This is a genomic window from Rhodococcus sp. MH15 (assembly GCF_019266045.1).
GTDB classification, from domain to species: Bacteria; Actinomycetota; Actinomycetes; order Mycobacteriales; family Mycobacteriaceae; genus Rhodococcus_F; species Rhodococcus_F qingshengii.
Genome location: NZ_LPNP01000078.1, coordinates 1 through 17,734, shown reverse-complemented (window position 1 = coordinate 17,734; position 17,734 = coordinate 1). Strand labels below are relative to the sequence as shown.

Annotated in this window: 23 protein-coding genes; 15 read left to right on the top strand and 8 right to left on the bottom strand. The window is 60.4% G+C overall.

The genetic code is table 11. From position 1 onward, the window contains the following. From ATN37_RS32715 to ATN37_RS22075, 4 genes are all read right to left on the bottom strand, one after another. A partial coding sequence (locus tag ATN37_RS32715) for a hypothetical protein (RefSeq protein ID WP_256933447.1) occupies positions 1–206 on the bottom strand: 206 nt, incomplete at its 3' end. 158 nt (positions 207–364) lie between these two features. After that, positions 365–697 carry a cupin domain-containing protein gene (locus tag ATN37_RS22085; protein WP_007732991.1) on the bottom strand — a complete coding sequence of 111 codons (333 nt, stop codon included), beginning with the start codon at positions 695–697 and terminating at the stop codon, positions 365–367. Between the two features lie 179 nt (positions 698–876). Next, a complete protein-coding gene (locus ATN37_RS22080) occupies positions 877–1,557 on the bottom strand; it encodes a hypothetical protein (protein ID WP_058037459.1) in 681 nt (226 codons plus the stop codon). 159 nt (positions 1,558–1,716) lie between these two features. Further along, positions 1,717–2,412 (bottom strand): metalloregulator ArsR/SmtB family transcription factor, encoded by a 696-nt coding sequence (locus ATN37_RS22075; RefSeq protein ID WP_019749589.1) that lies wholly within the window; start codon positions 2,410–2,412, stop codon positions 1,717–1,719. 59 nt (positions 2,413–2,471) lie between these two features. Here ATN37_RS22075 and fdxA point away from each other — a divergent pair, with 59 nt between their 5' ends. The 9 genes from fdxA to ATN37_RS22030 all read left to right on the top strand — a co-directional run bounded on the left by fdxA (position 2,472) and on the right by ATN37_RS22030 (position 8,882). Then, on the top strand, positions 2,472–2,846 hold the full coding sequence (gene fdxA / locus ATN37_RS22070) for a ferredoxin (RefSeq protein WP_007732994.1): 375 nt from the start codon (positions 2,472–2,474) through the stop codon (positions 2,844–2,846). Positions 2,847–2,855: 9 nt separating this feature from the next. Continuing rightward, on the top strand, positions 2,856–4,601 hold the full coding sequence (gene ctaD, locus ATN37_RS22065; RefSeq protein ID WP_058037458.1) for a cytochrome c oxidase subunit I: 1,746 nt from the start codon (positions 2,856–2,858) through the stop codon (positions 4,599–4,601). Beyond that, positions 4,598–5,044 carry a hypothetical protein gene (locus tag ATN37_RS22060; protein WP_007732998.1) on the top strand — a complete coding sequence of 149 codons (447 nt, stop codon included), beginning with the start codon at positions 4,598–4,600 and terminating at the stop codon, positions 5,042–5,044. The genes ctaD and ATN37_RS22060 overlap by 4 nt, the downstream gene beginning before the upstream one ends. 30 nt (positions 5,045–5,074) lie before the next feature. Beyond that, entirely contained in the window at positions 5,075–5,485 is a 411-nt protein-coding gene (locus ATN37_RS22055; protein WP_007733000.1) for a DUF952 domain-containing protein, read from the top strand. Positions 5,486–5,605: 120 nt separating this feature from the next. Then, complete coding sequence (locus tag ATN37_RS22050) at positions 5,606–6,094, top strand: molybdopterin-binding oxidoreductase (protein WP_238565229.1); 489 nt, start codon at positions 5,606–5,608, stop codon at positions 6,092–6,094. 493 nt (positions 6,095–6,587) lie between these two features. Further along, the gene (locus ATN37_RS22045; RefSeq protein WP_007733004.1) at positions 6,588–6,824 is read left to right on the top strand and encodes a hypothetical protein; all 237 of its coding nucleotides are present in this window, start codon (positions 6,588–6,590) and stop codon (positions 6,822–6,824) included. 174 nt (positions 6,825–6,998) lie between these two features. Beyond that, complete coding sequence (locus tag ATN37_RS22040) at positions 6,999–7,448, top strand: Rrf2 family transcriptional regulator (protein WP_019749593.1); 450 nt, start codon at positions 6,999–7,001, stop codon at positions 7,446–7,448. 31 nt (positions 7,449–7,479) lie between these two features. Further along, the gene (locus tag ATN37_RS22035) at positions 7,480–8,673 is read left to right on the top strand and encodes a globin domain-containing protein (RefSeq protein WP_020971120.1); all 1,194 of its coding nucleotides are present in this window, start codon (positions 7,480–7,482) and stop codon (positions 8,671–8,673) included. 11 nt (positions 8,674–8,684) lie between these two features. Continuing rightward, positions 8,685–8,882: a hypothetical protein gene (locus ATN37_RS22030; protein ID WP_007732173.1), complete on the top strand. Its 198-nt coding sequence runs from the start codon at positions 8,685–8,687 to the stop codon at positions 8,880–8,882. Between the two features lie 30 nt (positions 8,883–8,912). Here the strand turns inward: ATN37_RS22030 and ATN37_RS22025 are convergent, their stop codons facing one another. From ATN37_RS22025 to ATN37_RS22010, 4 genes are all read right to left on the bottom strand, one after another. Beyond that, complete coding sequence (locus tag ATN37_RS22025) at positions 8,913–9,326, bottom strand: VOC family protein (RefSeq protein WP_007732172.1); 414 nt, start codon at positions 9,324–9,326, stop codon at positions 8,913–8,915. 1,052 nt (positions 9,327–10,378) lie between these two features. Beyond that, positions 10,379–11,017 carry a Fic/DOC family protein gene (locus tag ATN37_RS22020; RefSeq protein ID WP_007732169.1) on the bottom strand — a complete coding sequence of 213 codons (639 nt, stop codon included), beginning with the start codon at positions 11,015–11,017 and terminating at the stop codon, positions 10,379–10,381. Between the two features lie 3 nt (positions 11,018–11,020). After that, positions 11,021–11,203 (bottom strand): antitoxin VbhA family protein, encoded by a 183-nt coding sequence (locus ATN37_RS22015; protein WP_007732167.1) that lies wholly within the window; start codon positions 11,201–11,203, stop codon positions 11,021–11,023. Positions 11,204–11,856: 653 nt separating this feature from the next. Continuing rightward, positions 11,857–12,375 (bottom strand): DUF488 family protein, encoded by a 519-nt coding sequence (locus ATN37_RS22010; RefSeq protein WP_007732163.1) that lies wholly within the window; start codon positions 12,373–12,375, stop codon positions 11,857–11,859. Between the two features lie 142 nt (positions 12,376–12,517). Here ATN37_RS22010 and ATN37_RS22005 point away from each other — a divergent pair, with 142 nt between their 5' ends. From ATN37_RS22005 to ATN37_RS32710, 6 genes are all read left to right on the top strand, one after another. Continuing rightward, complete coding sequence (locus ATN37_RS22005) at positions 12,518–13,177, top strand: carbonic anhydrase (RefSeq protein ID WP_007732161.1); 660 nt, start codon at positions 12,518–12,520, stop codon at positions 13,175–13,177. Between the two features lie 136 nt (positions 13,178–13,313). After that, on the top strand, positions 13,314–13,901 hold the full coding sequence (locus ATN37_RS22000) for a uracil-DNA glycosylase family protein (protein WP_019749598.1): 588 nt from the start codon (positions 13,314–13,316) through the stop codon (positions 13,899–13,901). Between the two features lie 367 nt (positions 13,902–14,268). Next, positions 14,269–14,466 carry a hypothetical protein gene (locus tag ATN37_RS21995; protein WP_007732151.1) on the top strand — a complete coding sequence of 66 codons (198 nt, stop codon included), beginning with the start codon at positions 14,269–14,271 and terminating at the stop codon, positions 14,464–14,466. Between the two features lie 951 nt (positions 14,467–15,417). Then, positions 15,418–15,552, top strand: coding sequence for an MFS transporter (locus ATN37_RS21990; RefSeq protein ID WP_238565220.1), 135 nt, complete (start codon positions 15,418–15,420; stop codon positions 15,550–15,552). Positions 15,553–15,566: 14 nt separating this feature from the next. Then, positions 15,567–16,322: a hypothetical protein gene (locus ATN37_RS21985; RefSeq protein WP_058037456.1), complete on the top strand. Its 756-nt coding sequence runs from the start codon at positions 15,567–15,569 to the stop codon at positions 16,320–16,322. A gap of 1,030 nt (positions 16,323–17,352) precedes the next feature. Next, on the top strand, positions 17,353–17,490 hold the full coding sequence (locus ATN37_RS32710; RefSeq protein ID WP_241896194.1) for a hypothetical protein: 138 nt from the start codon (positions 17,353–17,355) through the stop codon (positions 17,488–17,490). The last annotated feature ends 244 nt before the right edge of the window (positions 17,491–17,734 follow it).

Sequence of the window (17,734 nt, the reverse complement as noted above, 5' to 3'; positions counted from 1 at the left end):
AGGATCTCATTGCACCCCTCGAGGCCGAGGAAGTCGTCCAGGGTGAGGTCCGCGGCCTGCAACATGGTGCCCATCGCTCCGTCGCCGATGACAACGCGCTGTTTCAGCGCATCAAGCAGGGCAGAGTTCAACGGGCCGGACGTGCCGCCGGTCATGGACTCCGAGGACACAGGGGCGATCGGAGCGTTGGTCTCGGATCGGTTCAATGCACTTACCTCACAGGTCGGTTGTCATCGACACGAGACAGCGCCGCAGACCCGCACCCAGAGAAAGAGCAGGGCACAGTTCGGCAACTCGATCGTGATCGACAACGAAACAGAAGGATAACGGTCGAATCAGTGGCCGCAGAAGGCCGTCGATACTTTCAGATTGTTTTGGCGACGGTCAGCAGTACGCTCGAGGACTCCAACGCTTCGAGAGAATGCCGAGCATTCGGGACGATCAACAGATCGCCGGATGAGCCCTCCCACGCGTTTTCGGCTGCGCACAGGCGTACCCGACCGGTGAGCACGTAGACGGTCGCTTCCCCGGGGTTCTCGTGCTCGTCGAGCCTTTGCCCCGCAGCCAGCGCGATGACAGTTTGACGCAGGACGTGCTCATGGCCGCCGTACACGGTACGAGCGCTGCGGCCGCTCTTCGAGTTTTCCGCCTTGTCGGCGAGTTGGCGCGCTAGCGCTGTCAAAGACATCTTTTCCACGATGGTCGCTTTCTGTCATTTGTCCGGTGCCGTCGAGGGTTCACGTCGTTTTCGGCTCGTCGGCTACGAGGTTGCGAGCAGGTTTCTCTGGTGGTTGGTGTGTGTGCGGCATCTACACAGTCGTGATCGAAGTCCGCCCGGGATCATGTAGTTGTATCGGCATCGTGCACGAGGTTCCATCAGGCCTGTGTCGGGGGTTGCGGATGATCTCGTGTGGTGAGGAACTTCGCGGGGTCACTACCGGCACGAGCGCCGCTGCTGAGCCATCGGGCGAATCCTCGAGGATCGCGACGTTCGAGTTCGTCGAGGTAACGCTCGCGGGTACGCGCGAGGTGCAGCGCGTCCGGAGTCGGTGTCGATGGATCATGGTGCAGCGCCGCATAACTCACGCGCCAACATCGGCACAGAGCTTCGTTCGACAGGTCGCTGCAGTCCGGTAGCGGAAGAAGCGGCACCTCGACGGCGCTGGTGTGGATCAGAGGGCTTGTCGGCGAGCACGGGGGTGACTGGGTGAACTTGACCCTGCCGTGACAATAGCGGGACACCGGGGGAGAGGTGAGGGTCATCAGCAGTATCAGCGGTAAGGCAGCAGCGCCGGAGAGCGCGATCAATCCGATGACACCGGCCACGACTGCCGCCCACGTAGCGCCGTCTCGTAGCACAATCGCCAGGAGGGTTCGCGGTGGTGGGGTAGCGCGAAGTGTGATCGGTCGCAACCAGGGTGAACCCGCTCCGATCAATACTGCGGCAATCATCGCCGATATCAGTACGTCGGCAGAGACGGTGAGGAATGCGACGATCCCCCCTGACGCGGTAAGGACCGCTGCGGCGACCCACCAGATGATGCGATAGATGCTCATGGGATGTAATCCCTTGCCGTGAGGAAGTGTCCAACTGTTCCTGTCTCGGTGCGGTCCGCGAAACGGCGAATAGGTGCGAGTACACCGGCGGTCCCACAACGAGCGGGGGAGGGGAATGCGACTGCGCGACAGCAACATCGATGTACACGATCCTGTGTGTCATTGCTGCTCCAGTTGTGCCAGGCACGTATGTGGGGTGTCCCAGGGGGTGAGCGTGCTCTCGATCTGGCGTGCGCCGAGTCGTGTCAGGACCCCGCGTATCAAGCCCAGGTGCAAGGAGCAGACAACGCCGGGGTTTTGTCGGGCGACGCTTTCGAACGGGCAGGCGTGCAATCGGATCCGCGTCGGTGATGTCGAGGTTTCGAGTTCCGGATCGAACCCCATCTCCGCGAACAAGGTGGTGACGACGAGCGCTGCTTCTTCTGTCGGCCGGCCGGTTCCGGAGGTTGCGCCGAGTTCGTCGCTCGCCCACTGTCTGCCCGCAGCCTCGGCGAGGTTCTCCGGGGTGCCGTCGCTCTGGCGTGCGAAGTGGGCCGCCAGAACGTGAGCCAACTTTTCGTATCCGGAGGTGGCGCCGACTCCTGACCCGAGTGCATTCTGTGCCCGGTAGAGCTGGCGTGGACGCCCACGGGTGACGTTGTGTTCGGTCTCCTTCGCGATCAGACCGACCTCGATCAGTGCGTTCAAGTGGAACCGAACTGTGGTCACATGCAGATCGCACAAATCGGCCAGTTCGGCGGCGGTCATCGATTCCGCGCCGGCTCGCAGGGCGTCCAGCAGTTGGACTCGGCGCCGTGACGCCAGTACTGCATGAGTACCGGCGCGTGCCGACCCTGTTCCTTTTCGTATCGCCATACTGTAAGACTTTAGAGGAAAGATGTCCTCGAAAATAGGCAGTGTCCTGGAGGCCGCTCATGACGTACGTGATCGCTGCACCATGTATCGACGTGATGGACCGAGGATGTGTCGAGGAATGTCCGGTGGACTGCATCTACGAAGGGGCACGGTCGCTCTACATCCACCCGGACGAATGCATCGACTGCGGAGCGTGCGAACCGGTCTGCCCGGTCGAGGCCATCTCGTACGAATCCGACGTGCCCGCCCGCTGGGAAGATTTCATCGACGACAACGCTCACTTCTTTCATCGTCTACTACCCGGAGCGGCCGAGGTGGTGGGATCTCCGGGTGGGGCCGCGAAGCGTGGTCGCGTCGGCGTCGATACGGAGTTGGTAGGCGGGTATCCGCACCCGGGCGATCCGGATGGCGGACCGCCGTTCGGCGAGCAGTGAGGGTGGCCCATGACTCCCGTTGTGACAGAACTCCTTCCTTCGCGGCCCTACCCGAAACACCGGGGGTTCAAGGGCACGTTCCTCTATTCCGCTGCCACCACGACCGATCCAAAAAAGCTGGGCGTGATGTATCTGGTCACCTCGTTCGCCTTCTTCATGTTGGGCGGATTGATGGCCCTGCTGATCCGGACCGAACTTGCCGTCCCCGGTCTTCAGTTTCTCTCGAACGAGCAGTACAACCAGCTCTTCACCATGCACGGCACGATCATGTTGCTGCTGTATGCGACTCCGATCGTCTTCGGCTTCGCGAACTACATACTTCCCCTGCAAATCGGTGCACCGGATGTCGCGTTCCCGCGACTGAACGCGCTCAGCTACTGGCTGTACCTGTTCGGTGCGCTCATCACCGTATCCGGATTCCTCACCCCGGGCGGAGCCGCGGACTTCGGATGGACGGGATATACCCCGCTGACCAGTGCACTGCATTCACCAGGTGTCGGCGGAGATCTGTGGATCATGGGACTCGCACTGGCCGGCGTCGGGACCATCTTGGGCGGGGTCAACATGATCACCACCGTGATCTGTTTGCGAGCACCCGGGATGACGATGTTCCGGATGCCCATCTTCACGTGGAATGTCTTCATCACCATGATCCTGGTGTTGTTGGCTTTTCCTATTCTCACAGCAGCGCTGATGGGTCTGCTCGTGGACCGACACTTGGGCGGGCATCTCTTCGATCCCGCCACCGGTGGTGCGATCCTGTGGCAACATCTGTTCTGGTTCTTCGGACATCCCGAGGTGTACATCGTGGCCATACCGTTCTTCGGGATCGTCTCGGAGATCTTTCCCGTCTTCTCCCGCAAGCCGATCTTCGGCTATGCCGGACTCGTCTACGCGACGATCGCCATCTCTGCGCTGTCGGCGGCAGTGTGGGCACATCACATGTTTGCCACGGGAGCCGTTCTGCTGCCGTTCTTTTCGATGATGAGTTTTCTCATTGCCATACCCACCGGGGTCAAATTCTTCAACTGGATCGGAACGATGTGGAAAGGACAACTGACCTTCGAGTCGCCGATGATGTTCTCGCTCGGATTTCTGATCACTTTCCTCTTTGGCGGTCTGTCGGGGGTGATACTGGCGAGCCCGCCCCTCGACTTCCACGTCACCGATTCGTATTTCCTCGTCGCGCACTTCCACTACGTTCTCTTCGGGACCATCGTCTTCGCCACATACGCCGGGATCTATTTCTGGTTCCCGAAGATCACCGGACGATTCATGAACGAACGACTCGGTAGGTGGCATTTCTGGACGACTTTCGTCGGTTTTCATACAACCTTTCTGGTTCAACATTGGCTCGGCGCCGAAGGCATGCCGCGGCGGTATGCCGACTACTTACCCTCGGACGGATTCACCACGCTGAACTCGATCTCGACGATCGGTTCGTTTGTTCTCGGAGCGTCACTGCTGCCGTTCGTGTGGAACGTGTTCACCTCGTACCGCTACGGAGAGGTCGTGACGGTCGACGATCCGTGGGGTTACGGAAATTCGCTCGAATGGGCAACAAGTTGTCCGCCGCCGCGGCACAACTTCACCGAACTGCCTCGGATCCGCTCCGAGCGTCCCGCGTTCGAACTGCATTACCCGCACATGGTCGAACGAATGAGGACCGAAGAACATGCAGCTAGAAGGAAGATTTCCACAGCCGTAGTGGAAGGACCGAACTCGATCCCGTCCAGTGAGGTCGATGGCCTATGACCGAAGCGGCACGCTACGCGCAATTAATCTTGCCGGTCTTTTGGCTCGGGATGGTCGCTGCGATTTCCTTCCTGGAAGCACCGATCAAGTTTCGCGCTCCCGGAGTGAGCCTGGCCATCGGGCTCGGGATCGGCCGCAAGGTTTTCACCGCGCTGAACGCGGTGGAGTTGGTTCTGGCACTGATATTGCTGGCATCGTGCGCGGTCGCGAAACCTGCCGTCCCCGCGTTGACGTTCGTTGTACTAGCCGTGTCGGTGCTCGTTGTTCAGGTTGCGGCGATCCGACCACGGCTGAGTGAACGGTCAGACCGAATCCTTGCCGGAGAAGTCTTACCTCGTTCGAGGACACACGTGGTGTACATCGCTTTCGAGTTGGTGAAGGTCGTGTTGTTGATCAGTGCGATCATCTCCCTGTTCCAGGTGTTGACCGCATGTCTTCACTGACACCCGGACCACTTCCACGAAAGGTTCCCGATGAACGAATGCATTTTTCACATAGCCCTTGCTGATGACTGGGAAGGCGCTCAACGATTCGGAGAATATGAAGGATCAACCCGCGCAAAGACTCTCGATCAGGTTGGCTTCGTCCACGCTGCCACTGCAGGGGATCTCGAGAATGTTCTCGCGACAGTGTACGGAGACCTCCGACTTCCACTGGTAGTGGTAGTTGTCGATCAGGATGCTCTCCTTGCAGCGGGGGTCTCGATCAGGTGGGACGAGCGCAACCCATCACCTCCTGGTGCAGACACACGGGTTCCCCGGATCCTCGGAGCAATACCGTTGGATCCGGACATCGTCCTCGATGTTCTCCCGATCGACGAAGTCGGCGGGGAATGGGTCGTTCCCGACATGTCCGCATATACGCTCCGAGATACGACGCGGTAGCCGACAAAACTCAGGTAAGCCGACTTTCCGACCAATAGTGATGAGCAGGGTCAGGTCCTCGAACAATTTTTGCACGCCAGTTACCTAGCCGGTGTCACCTACAGCGTTTGGATGTAACCGATGGTTGACTCCACCGATCCGTCTACAGCGCCGAGAGCGGACCCCGATGCCGTGCGGACTCCTACTGTGGCGCAAAGCTTCCGCACGCAATTGATCCCAGGCGCGGACGTCGTCGACCCTGTCACCTGGGCGGGTTCGGTGCCATATGCCACCGGCATCACACCTCGTATGCGCATCGGCCACAGCAAGCGGTTCAACCTGCTCTGGCTGCTCCCTATCGGATTCGTCGTCCTGATCGCGACAATGGCTGCGGCACAGCACTTGCGTGGGTTGTCGTCGGTGCAGGTGTTCATCGAACAGCACCCCGGAGTCGGCGAGGTCCGCCCAGGGGAAACGTCTGCCCTTCCTGCATGGTTGGGTGCGCAACACTTTCTCAATCTGTTTCTGATGGTCTTCATCATCCGGTCGGGCATACAGGTTCTCACCGACCACCCTCGGCTGTACTGGACCCGGCACAGCACTCCTGGCCGGGAGTGGTTTCATATCTAAAAGCCTGTTCCTGCCGATCCCTTGCGGACAGCGCGCGACGGACCCAACCGTGCAACATGGGGCCGATGCCTACACGTGCGATCTCAAGCTCGACTGTTGATAAGTCGCTCGACGCAAAAGTGTACGACGGTCTTCGGCGGCAGACCGATTCCAGATCGAGTCCCCACAGCCGTTACACCGTCGACAGTTGCCGTTTGGGTGCGATGTAGGTGAGCGAACCGTCGATAGCTTGGGGTTAGCGATAATCCGGATTGAACTGTTACGGTGAGTTACTTGAAAGTTGTTCGTTCTTCATGAGGTCGGGGCCGAATGGAGCTCCACCAGCAATGAAACTATGTAGCACAGTGCTTTTCCGGAACGAAAGTCCCTGTACATTATTTGTCCGTCGTTGCGTTCGACGCATCGAGCTGTCTCACCGAGATCCGATCGATGCTTGCGGGATCATTGCAGTGCCATTCCGTACGGCCGCAATCAGCGTTAAGACGGTGACGCCATGACGAGCAGATGTCGGCGCGAAGCCGCATTGCTCGCCGTGTTTCTGGCACAATTCGAACCCGTAGCCGGGGGACAGAAACCGACCGTCACTCGCCTCACCGCCCGTGAGATCGACCAATGGCGAGAGGACTACGAGCAAGCGCTGCAATGGTCAGCTGCAACGAGTTTCAGCACGAACGACGTCGCCAACCTCAAGGAAATGCGTCGACGGTACGGATTTACCTCCGTCCTCTGAGAGTGCACTACGGGACGATGTGCTCGACTCGACCTTTCGGCAACAAACCAATATTGCACGGTCGGTGCCGCTTCACAGCGTTCTCGACCATGTTTGACGTGGTGCGTTGGGCCTTCGTTTGAGATCCCCCTCACATAATAGTCATCTCAGATGCGAATTATGTAGGTTCAGATCATGCAACTGACGCAGTTCACCGATCTGGGATTGCGCGTCGTCATGCGGTTGGCCGTACTCGACGCCGATGCCTCCCCCAGTACCCGGGTAATTGCGCAGCAGCTCAACGTGTCGTACTCCCATGCCACCAAGGTGGTTACACGGCTCGGTGAGCTTGGCATCGTCACAACCAGGCGCGGTCGCGGCGGCGGGCTTTCCATCACCGAACTCGGCCGCACCGCCACCATCGGCTGGCTGGCCAGACGCCTCGAAGGCCCGGGTGAAGTCGTCGACTGCGAAGGCGACAAACCGTGCCCACTTCGCGGCGGCTGCCTCCTTCGGAGCGCTTTGCGCGAAGCACAGGAAGCGTTTTTCGTTTCACTCGACGCGGTCACGATCGAAGACGTCATCCGGCAGCCGTCCAAAACTGTCCTGCTACGCCTCACCACCCGGAGCGACGAAGCAGGCTGATCAATCGAATTTCGACCGAACGGAGCAGCTCATGCTTTCCCCACAGTCAACCGAGGTCATTCGCGCCACCCTTCCCGTGGTCGGCGCCGCCATCGGCGATATCACAACCCTGTTCTACCGCAAGATGTTCGACGCACATCCTGAACTCGAACGTGATTTGTTCAATCGCGGCAATCAGAAACAGGGCGAACAGCAGAAGGCTCTCGCCGGCGCCATCGCGGCATTCGCGACGCTTCAGCTCGAGCCGGACAGCGCCAAGGTCGATCTCATACTCTCACGCATCGCGCACAAGCATGCGTCGCTGGGAATCACGCCCGACCAGTACGCAATCGTGCACGAACACCTCTTTGCCGCGATCGTCGAAATACTAGGCGATGCAGTCACTCCCGACGTCGCAGCAGCCTGGGACGAAGTCTACTGGCTGATGGCGGAAACCCTCATCACGATGGAGCGTGGCCTCTACCAACTCGCCGGCGTCGACGCCGGTGACGTCTGGCGCACGGTCAGGATCAGCGAACGAGTTCTTCAGTCCGCCGATACCGTCTCCCTGACGCTCACTTCGCTAGACGGCAGTGCACTCCCCACCTTCGCACCCGGACAGTATCTTTCGGTCGGGGTTACGCTGCCCGACGGCGCTCGCCAGATCCGCCAATACAGCCTGTGTTCGATACCGAGCAGCGCAGACTGGCGGATCAGCGTCAAGCGAATCTCCGGCACTCCTGATGGCGAAGTGTCGAACTTCCTCTACAACAACGTATTCGAAGGTCAGGAACTCTCCGTCACCACGCCTTTCGGTGATCTCACCATGCCGGATGACAACTCACCTCTCCTACTCGCGTCGGCCGGAATCGGTTGCACACCGATGATCGGGATGCTCAATCATCTCGTGGACACCGGCGCCGAGCGTTCGGTCTCTGTCATTCATGCGGATCGATCCATCGCGGACCATGCTCACCGCGCGGAACTCAGCACACTCGTCGACAAGATTCCCGCCGCAACTTTGCATCGTTGGTACGAGGATCTCGGCACGCACGTGGCGTTCGGATCGGTTCACGAAGGACGGGCGGATTTGCAAGACATTGCAGTGGAGCCCGATACCCAAGCCTTCCTCTGCGGGCCGATGCCGTTCATGTTGGCGATGCGCGCATCGTTGCTCGAAAGGGATGTTCCGGCGCAGAATATCCACTACGAGGTCTTCGGGCCCGACAGCTGGGCCAACACCTGAGCGGAGCCGACATGACGGAAGAGCAACCGGTGGAAACTCTTTCGCGGTGGTCCGGTTCCGGAGCGATGTGGCGGGTTCTGCACAGAACCCCCACCTCGATCACGGTGTCACTACGACGCTGCGACGACGGCGAGGAAGTGGACCGGCTGACCTCGTCCGATCCAGATCTCCTCGCGTGGATCGGCGACCGCTCCGGCAGCGAGGACTGACCGGACCACTGCTTGTGGTCGACGGGCACGTTATCCGTGGAATCGTGGTGCGATCAGCTCTCGGGGTAACTGTTCTGGGCTTGGGTAAGCGACGATGACACGTATACCGTCAGGGTCGCAGCCATCGACGAAAGTCACTCCACCGACTACCTGGGTGAAGGTAGAGGCATCGTATGCGCGTAATCGAGCACCGATCCGCGCCAATTCTTCTTCGGTATCAGCGGACCACATGACGTAGCGGACGCCGATATTGCTGATGTTGGGCCGGGATGCGTCTTTTTGGACATACATGTAAATCTGAAAATCGTCCGGCGTCAGGAGAAGGGCCGCCTCGCGTTCGCGAAGGGCGACACGGCAGGTGAACACGTCGCAGTAGTAGCTCACAGACCGGTCCAAGTGGGCTACTTGCATCACCGACGAGGCAACTTTCGCGGCAGCACACATTTTTTGTCCCATAACTCCCGAGCAGGCCAGAGGTCTTCACAGTACCGTCATGCTCGACACCCTGGCTCGTACTGCAAAACCGACTTCTGAACGCGGCAAGATCGTCCGCCACTGTCGCGTACACAGCGTTTCCCCGTCCGCGTGTCGAGTACTCGATCTGCGAAGGGAGACGTCGGCATGGTCGGTCCAACGCGACTAGTGTGCCCGACCCGAGGACCTTCGCTCCGACGATCCCACGGAGTCGCGCATGAGGGCGATCGGGATGGAACAGAAGCGGTCCATCATCGACGCGGGCATCGCTGACCCGCGGTAATGTCAGCATCGTTGCACGTCGCAACCTGTCGAGTCCGCGTGAGAGAGCACTCGACAGGTTCAACCGACTTATTCAGCACAGGACCGAACGTGGTCCGAGTGTCCTCTCTTTGCGGTGATCGCCTGGTGCAGTCTTTCTTCGAGAGCTTCTCGGTCGCGTGACAGTGGGGTCCGGCCTGTGCAGGTCCTCGCTGTGGACAATTGGGGAGGGCGTCCTTCCTCAACGAGGTGAAGCTTGTGTTCATGTCAGGATGATGGTCTGGACCGTGTCAGAGGGTCCTGGAGCCTGATCCGGATTTGTGGTTCTCGCCGGTGCACAGCGAACTATCGACGTTAATATCGTTGTGCCGCAACAGGGACGGAGAAGACGGCGTCGGTCGGTGCGGCGGGGGCAGGGTGTGTTTCGAAGAACTACGCAACCTCCGGCGACGATCCAGGTTCGTCGTACGCTGTGGCGTCGTGTCATCGCGTACCACTGTCTTTGCGATGGGATAGTTGTCTTCGGTGCAGTGAACAGAGATGATGACCGCAGGCGCCCCGACCTGAGTGTGGACCACTTGGGGACCAGCTCACGGTCTGGGGCCGCAGGGGCCGACGGAAAGTCGATGTCACCGAAGATGATCGAAGGGACGCGCCTGTCGAGCTCGCCCGCCGTGCTGCCTCTGGTCTGTCTAGGGGTTCAAAAGCGAAGGGGGTGGGTGAGACGGGTCAACCCCTGTATCGGCTCGGGTACAGCACAGTCAGAATTCATACGCCGGCTCGTCGTCGAGGATCTTTGTGAACATCTCGATGAGCCCGCTCCTGTCGGATTCGGCCCGGGCGGTGTGGCACGCACCGTGCAACTCGTCGTCGTCGGTCTTCTGCCAATCGAGTCCGGCCCCACGTTCCGAGAGAAGCAGGTCGAAGAACTCGCGAGTTGCCCGGCCATTGCCCTCCCGAAAGGGGTGCGCAAAGTTCGCGTAGTCGTACAAGTATGCGATTTTGCGCGCAAGGCCCACCTCACTCACCGTCGCGAGCTGTGTACATTCGTATATCTCGAACGCGACATGATCCATCGCCTGATGAATATTGCCTGGCGGGCAGAACGACTGGTTGCCCTTCTCTGTACCCACAGTGCGCACGTCGCCGGCCCAGAGGTACACATCTTGGAAGAGCTGACGGTGGATGGCCTGAAGGAACGTAAGGTCATAGGTTCGGTCCCCGAGGAGTCCGGGGGATTCACGAAGTTCGATTATTCGGGCTTCGACAAGATCGTTCTCTGCATCGCTGAGCGCCTCGATCGTGTCGGCGCCCACACGGTTACGTAGAACGTCCGTGCCGGGGATGAAGTAGCCCTGCCAGTCCGTCTCGAGGTCACCGGTATTCCACGGATGCTGCACTGGTTACTGGACGTTGTACCGGCGGCGAACCCGATCGCCGAGCTCAGTCGCGGTGATCGTTCCGCGCGCGTAGGCGAGCTGGTCCGTGCGGGTGGCGGCGGTGCTGCGGGCGCCCTCGAGTTCGGTGCTCTTGCGGATAGCCCGGATCGTCTTCACTCGACGTTTGGTCTTCTGCAACTCGGTCATGGAACTTCACCTCCTGGTATCTCCAGAATAGTCGACGGACCCGAGATCTCGTGGAGGCGGTGTCGACGGACGTGGGGGCGTGGCTCGTTAACTGGTTTTAGCGATCTGTTCGGCTGCGCCTCAATCTGTGCTGCAATTCCGGCCGTCTCCACCACGACCGCAGTGCTGGATCGGCGGGCGCCGGGTGGCAGCCTTCGCGTGATGGTGCCGACTGTGACTGGGGGCTCTGATCCGGTTGGCACGGGTGAGCGGGGAATGAAGACGTCACGTCACCGCCAGTTGGACGGTGGACGGTGATGGGTGATCCGTTCGAACCTCGTCCATCCCTGCAACGAAGTTTTCGGATCGGCGGATCACGCCTGCAAGTCGCGTGGGGGCCCGTGTTGCACCCCACAGTGAAGTCAGTCGACGCAGTTGTCACATACTCTGTTTCAGCCAGGAGGATGGTGTCCGCAGCGGCCGATTCTCCGTTCGGGCGGGACTTCGCTCGGTTGCCCTGTCAAGGCAGAGGGATGAAGACTTGCGCTCGCGCAGACGGTCTCCGGGCCCTGCAGTATGCGTAGCAACGCGGCGTGAGGAGCGCCCCTAACAATCCCCGGCCGGGCAGGAGTGGTGGTGGTTCGGCGCGGCAACGAACATCGGGCATAAGCGGCCTATTCTGAAGGATCGGGTGGGTACCAGATGCGTGTTCCGTCGATTTTCGCGAATGATGTCATGGTGTGTGGTTTGGCTGAGGTGGGGCTCATGATGTCGAGGACCTGGTAGTCGCGTAGGAGTAGGGCGTCGCCGATCATCGATCGGTGGCATCGCCACGGGACGGCTTCGGCGCACATGATCGTGGTGACGGCTCCGGTTGCGGCGGTGCATAATTGGTCGATGCCTTCTTGGAAGGGCTCTGTTTGCATGTAGTCGGCGTAGCCGCGGAACGAGGTGTTGCGCCAGGCGCCGTTGATGGAGTTTTTCGTGGTGTGGCGCAGTCCTCCGAGCCTCTCGATCCATTGATAACGAATGCCCTGGCTGGGGAGGGCTTCGGTGAGGGCATCGTGTCCGAACTGGGGGTTGTGACGCGATTGGGGGACGGAGCGGACGTCGACGACTTGTTCTACATCGTGGGCGCGGAGAAGTTCGACGAATTCGTCGAACGGGTGTGTCGAGTGGCCGACCGTATACATGCGTTTCATGCACTCCATCATCAGGTGCGGGAGGTACTCGCGCTTCCAAATGCTCATCGCCGCGGGGAGGCGAGAAACGTGCGGAGAAGTCCTGTTTCAACCCCCAGCGCACGGCGTTCCTGGTCGTGTGCACAATGAATGAATGCCACGTTCGAGTCCGGTGTCTGCTTGGAAGTCCCTTCGTGAGGGCAACGAGCGGTTTGTCAACGACGCGTCCATTCATCCCAGTCAGGGGATTGCCGATCGCGCGAAACTCGTCGACGGGCAGCACCCCACTGCGGTGTTGTTCGGTTGCGGAGATTCGCGCGTAGCCGCGGAGATCATTTTCGATCAGGGTCTGGGCGACATGTTCGTCGTGCGCACCGCGGGTCACGTGCTCGATGATTCGGTTCTCGGTTCGATCGAGTACGCCGTCGATATTCTCGACGTGCCGCTGATCGTCGTGCTCGGGCACGACGGTTGCGGCGCAGTGAAGGCAACGCTGGACGCTCTGGACGAGAATGCGGTGCCCGATGGTTTCATTCGTAGTGTGATCGAGCGTGTTGCACCGTCGATTCTGATGGGCCGCAACGAAGGTCTGTCCACGGTCGACGAACTCGAAGGTCGTCATGTGGTGGAGACGGGGTCGTTGATCATGCAGAGGTCGCGGATCATCGCCGACAAGGTGGGCAAGGGTACGTGCGCGATCGTCGGCGTCACGTATGCGTTGTCGGACGGCCGGATGCGCCTGCAGGGCACTGTCGGTGATGTCGGAGAAACCGCAACGGGCTCCGAGTCCGGTGACGCCGATCGCCTCGCCTGAAACGACCGCGCCAGAACGCCAGTAAACCATCGGCTGGGCGGCTGGAAATTTCTGTCAGGATCCCGCGAATGCCGCCAGGCCAGCGTGAAGGCGGGGAGCGGGTCATCGACGTATCGCGGCTTAGGGGTGTTTGATCATGCAGGAATCTTTGGCGCATGTGTTGACGGAGATCCGAGGGTGCACGCTGTGCGCTGACCAGCTGCCCTACGGTCCGCGGCCCGTCGTGCAGGCCGGTCCCTCCGCTCGGTTACGCATTATCGGCCAGGCACCCGGACGTAAAGTCCACACCACCGGTATCGCATGGGACGACCCGTCGGGGGATCGTCTGCGCCGGTGGCTGGATCTCACGTCGACGCAGTTCTACGATCCGGGCACGGTCGCGCTCACGTCGATGGGGTTCTGCTATCCCGGCAAAGCACGTTCGGGCGATAAACCGCCGCAACGAGAATGTGCAGCCCGGTGGCACCCGCGGCTCGACGATCACTTGCCGAGCATTGCGCTCACGGTATTGGTCGGTCAGTATGCACACGCCTATTACTTAGGGCGGGATCGCAGAACGTCGTTGACCGATACCGTCCGCGCTGCCGAGGATTACTTGCCGCTCGGCTATCTCCCTGTACCGCATCCGTCTCCGCGCAATCAACCGTGGCTGTCGAAGAACCCGTGGTTCGAGGAGGACGTGTTACCGATCGCGCAGGCTGCAGTTCGGGCCCTCCACCTTTGACCGCTGCCGGTTCTCCTGGTGCACGGCCTACGAACGCGTCTCGCCTGGTCAGTGCCGCATGTGCCAGCGTCGATGTCGAGTGCGGGATTACTCTGTTCGGCGTGACCGACGTATCGACTCGACAGCGCCGAGCCTGCTGACCCACTGAGCTGAGCAACTGGCGTGGTCACTTTGTTGCTCTCACCGACCTCGACGCCGCGAACTGTTCCGGGGAGAACAACCACGCGGGGGCTCGCTGTTCGGACCCGACGATTGCTGCGCCCGTAATTCATTGGCGAGAGTCGAATGTAGGGCCGGGCCGGGCGTCACGCTTGCCTGCTCGATCGCGGCAGCGGATGGTGAGGGGATGGATCGCTACTGAATTACCATGCCCGACGGTTCGGCCGTCGACGAATACTTCCACTCGGACAACGACGCAATCACAGCAGCCACGGAAGCGAACTCGGGCACGAGTTGTGGGATCACCGTCGAACGCTACGCCGAGGACGGCCACCTCTTCGCAACGCATTTCCCTCAAGGAGGGCACCGCGGTACCGCCCGCCGGCACCGCCCTCGCCCCGGATAGGCCAGCAATCGTCCAGTCCAGGATATAGAGAATGTTGTTGCGTCCCGATACGGCGGCGAAATCGGCTCGTTGATCCTCTTCCGGGAAACAGCATGGCAATCATCAAGTGCCGCAAGGCTTCGATCTCAACCGGGCCCGCAGTGCCGTTCCCTTCCAACATGGGATCTACAGACTGTGGACTTCCTGCCTGTCGTGCCGACGGCACGTACCTGTCAATGACGGGTGATGACCCCGGACCTCCGCCGGTATCGCGATACGTGATCCACAGCGGTGCTCGACTGCCGTTCCGCAAGATTGAAGCGTAGGAGGTCGGGTTGACTCACCACCGTATGTCGCATCGCCTGAACAACGAATTATGCTTCGGCGGAAAGTGATACGAGTTTCTGTTGTAGTTTCGGCTCCATGTCGTGATGTGGCAACTCTCCGAACGAAGTGTTAGCACGTTCTGCGATTCCGGAGGCAGTTCGTTCACTGGTTTTTGTCGGGGCGCAGGCCGCCGAATGCCCTAATGTGTGTTCTCCCCGAATTACGTGAAACGTGCAACGAGCAATTGCGTGAATTCAAGAAATATGGTGGGCTGTCGTTGCCGGAGGGGTAGGCAGTATCAGGGCGCTGGCAGAGACGTGAGTTCCTGTTTTCGTAGGGATCGACGAGTGTGAAAAATGCCCAAGGTTCTCGGGTGCTCCTGCGCGGGCGTGATTGCGTTGGGTCGATGTCGGCCCTGGCAGCGTCGGCCCGGGTTATGTCGTTGCAGCTGCGGGAATCAGCAGGAGATCGTCGGAAGAACTCGGCCACATGATGTCCAACCGCCCCGCCCACTACAACTAAAGGACTAACCCGAAAGAACTAACTCCTCCCGTAGAAGAGGTTTGTCCGATTCGGCCTAACGCAAACCGTCCGGTCTGTGCTAATTTTCTGTTCTTCGTCATCGGTTTGGTTCTGCTCGGCGGCATGATCTTCGCTTCGACGTCGGAATCAGCTGTGCGACTGCGCTCTTCGCTGGATCTGATCGGTGCAGTACTGCTCGGATCGGGCATCGCCGGAATTCTGATCGGCGGTTTTCGGAAGCTTAAATTTCCCCTGTGAGAGGCGTCAATCGCATGTCCAAGAACACTCGTCGTACCGGAACCATCGCTGCCCTCGTCGGCGCAGCCGCGCTGATCGCGCCGGCCTTCGCCCATGCCGCACCGACCGGTTCGCTCGGCTCCGCAGATCCGGGGGCGGGCTTCACGTGTTCCGCGACGTCGACTGAAACCACCGCCAACGGATGGGGCATCCCGTTCACCGACGAGAAGGACCAGACCGCCTCCTACTCGGCAGAAAACGTCTTCGACAAGGACGGCTCACTCAAACTCGAAGTCACCGATGTCACGGATCGCTCCGTCTCGTACCACGCGGCCGGCAGCATCAAGCTCGCCGACGCTGCAGCGAAGGAGATCGGGTTCTCCGAGCGCGCAGTCACCACCAGCGCCGCGTTCCAGCTACGCCTGACCGGCACCACGAACCCGGCCGACAACGGTTTCACCACTCTGGTGTGGGTCCCGAGCCAGAATGGCGCACCCGTTACGACGGACGCGGTGAATCACGAGAACATCCAGGACGGACTCTGGTGGAGCACCCGCACCATCGGCGGCGCAGCCAAGGGCGTTCCCACCTCACTCGACGCCATCGTCGCAGCTAATCCCGACGCCAAGGTCGAGCACTACGGCGTCAGCGTCGGAACCGGCTCAGCAGCCTCGAGCGTCTTCGTCGACGCAGTGAAGCTCAACGGATGCACAACCAACTTCGCCAAGAAGGACGCCGACCCCGAGACCGGAACCGGCTCACTCGGCAACATCTTCGGTAGCCTCTCCTGACCTGAGGTTCCACACACAAAAATCAGGCGCACTCTCCACGCGGAGAGTGGGCCTGATTTTTACGTGACTGCGAGTGACGATGGATCTTTTCGGCCGCGTCGTGCAGAAGTATCGCCTGACAAGGGTCGGAGTCGATTGCGTTGTGAGGCATTACTTTCGTGGGTTGTTTCCGGTTCGTCGAGCTGCAGTATCGTCGCACTCCAGTCGGCTAGTTCGGCAAGGTCAATCGGCATTGGAATCGAGGTTCCGGTATGCCCAGGTCTGGGGAGTGAACCAGGGGGGGCGCGGTCATCCGCGACAGCAAGAGCATTCGAGATCGCTTTGGCTTCACGGCCCGCGTAAAAGGGGTCCCCCGGTACCTCGACCCCGGACAGATCACGCACTCGTTCCAGGAGCATTCCGTTTCCGAAAGCGATGGTATCGACCGTCCCAGGCGAACAACTCCTCGTCGATTTCGTCGCAGACAGCGATGTGAGTGATAGCCGAGAATTTGGCCGGATTCGATGTCGATCCAGATTCGTAGCGGGTGCAGTATGGGGGGAGTCGGGGTCAGTTCGACTGTCCAGGAACGCCGTCCGGCGAATTCGGCTTCGTCTACTTCGCTTGTGGGCAGGTTGAAGACGTCGCTTGTCCTGTCGGTGGCAGTTCTGCGCCGTAGTAGGAACTTGTTGACATCTAGACAGGGGAGATGGCCTGGAGAACAGGTGCGGGGGCGTTGCGCGTCGGCGGTGAAATCCCACGCTTTATCGCCGTTGGTGACGAAGATCAGCCGTCCGTCCTCGTGTTCGATGCAGAGCTGATCACCGTCCCGCCATACTCGGCAGCCGTCCCTTGCCTGCGCCGATGTCGGGGGAGTTCCGGGCGTTGGGGTCAGCGCTGCGCCCTCTGGGTCTCCGTTCGTCCGGATTTCGCGGATGACGCGGCGCAGGGCAGTTTCGGGGGCTCGGTGAGCTGTCAGAACCTCGAGCTATGCCGTCACCCCAAAAGCCTAGGACTCAGGCCTGGGGGGTTCGCGACTTCATTGAAATTCATGACCACGGACGCAGGGGCCTCGCTGACCGTCCCCAGAGGTGACGCCCCGCGGGGCGTGGAGCTTCTTTTCGGACCATCGTGGGTCCGCGTTCACGTTCGTGAGCTCGGCGCTCTCGAGACCAACAAGTTGGACTGATGGATGGCCAGAGAGCGACTTCCAGCCAAGGACATACACGCATTACATTGGGTTTCGGTTTTGTGACGCCCACCGCGATCAGAAGGTTCCTGGATGCGTGGCAACGCATCCATGACACGCTGAATCGCCCTGGGTTCGGTGGAGACTTCTGGCCTTGGAAACGAGGATGGAAGCATGCCGAATGAACGGGTGTCAGGGAGGCCGACGATGCGGCGGTATTCGCCGGAGGAGAAGGCCGGTGCGG

Coding starts and splice junctions, on each gene's coding strand:
- ATN37_RS22080 (WP_058037459.1), bottom strand. CDS start 1,557: ATGAGCATCTATCGCATCATCTGGTGGGTCGCCGCAGCGGTCCTTACC.
- ATN37_RS22075 (WP_019749589.1), bottom strand. CDS start 2,412: ATGGCGATACGAAAAGGAACAGGGTCGGCACGCGCCGGTACTCATGCA.
- fdxA (WP_007732994.1), top strand. CDS start 2,472: ATGACGTACGTGATCGCTGCACCATGTATCGACGTGATGGACCGAGGA.
- ctaD (WP_058037458.1), top strand. CDS start 2,856: ATGACTCCCGTTGTGACAGAACTCCTTCCTTCGCGGCCCTACCCGAAA.
- ATN37_RS22060 (WP_007732998.1), top strand. CDS start 4,598: ATGACCGAAGCGGCACGCTACGCGCAATTAATCTTGCCGGTCTTTTGG.
- ATN37_RS22055 (WP_007733000.1), top strand. CDS start 5,075: ATGAACGAATGCATTTTTCACATAGCCCTTGCTGATGACTGGGAAGGC.
- ATN37_RS22050 (WP_238565229.1), top strand. CDS start 5,606: ATGGTTGACTCCACCGATCCGTCTACAGCGCCGAGAGCGGACCCCGAT.
- ATN37_RS22045 (WP_007733004.1), top strand. CDS start 6,588: ATGACGAGCAGATGTCGGCGCGAAGCCGCATTGCTCGCCGTGTTTCTG.
- ATN37_RS22040 (WP_019749593.1), top strand. CDS start 6,999: ATGCAACTGACGCAGTTCACCGATCTGGGATTGCGCGTCGTCATGCGG.
- ATN37_RS22035 (WP_020971120.1), top strand. CDS start 7,480: ATGCTTTCCCCACAGTCAACCGAGGTCATTCGCGCCACCCTTCCCGTG.
- ATN37_RS22030 (WP_007732173.1), top strand. CDS start 8,685: ATGACGGAAGAGCAACCGGTGGAAACTCTTTCGCGGTGGTCCGGTTCC.
- ATN37_RS22025 (WP_007732172.1), bottom strand. CDS start 9,326: ATGTGTGCTGCCGCGAAAGTTGCCTCGTCGGTGATGCAAGTAGCCCAC.
- ATN37_RS22015 (WP_007732167.1), bottom strand. CDS start 11,203: ATGACCGAGTTGCAGAAGACCAAACGTCGAGTGAAGACGATCCGGGCT.
- ATN37_RS22010 (WP_007732163.1), bottom strand. CDS start 12,375: ATGTATACGGTCGGCCACTCGACACACCCGTTCGACGAATTCGTCGAA.
- ATN37_RS22005 (WP_007732161.1), top strand. CDS start 12,518: ATGCCACGTTCGAGTCCGGTGTCTGCTTGGAAGTCCCTTCGTGAGGGC.
- ATN37_RS22000 (WP_019749598.1), top strand. CDS start 13,314: ATGCAGGAATCTTTGGCGCATGTGTTGACGGAGATCCGAGGGTGCACG.
- ATN37_RS21995 (WP_007732151.1), top strand. CDS start 14,269: ATGCCCGACGGTTCGGCCGTCGACGAATACTTCCACTCGGACAACGAC.
- ATN37_RS21990 (WP_238565220.1), top strand. CDS start 15,418: ATGATCTTCGCTTCGACGTCGGAATCAGCTGTGCGACTGCGCTCTTCG.
- ATN37_RS21985 (WP_058037456.1), top strand. CDS start 15,567: ATGTCCAAGAACACTCGTCGTACCGGAACCATCGCTGCCCTCGTCGGC.
- ATN37_RS32710 (WP_241896194.1), top strand. CDS start 17,353: ATGACCACGGACGCAGGGGCCTCGCTGACCGTCCCCAGAGGTGACGCC.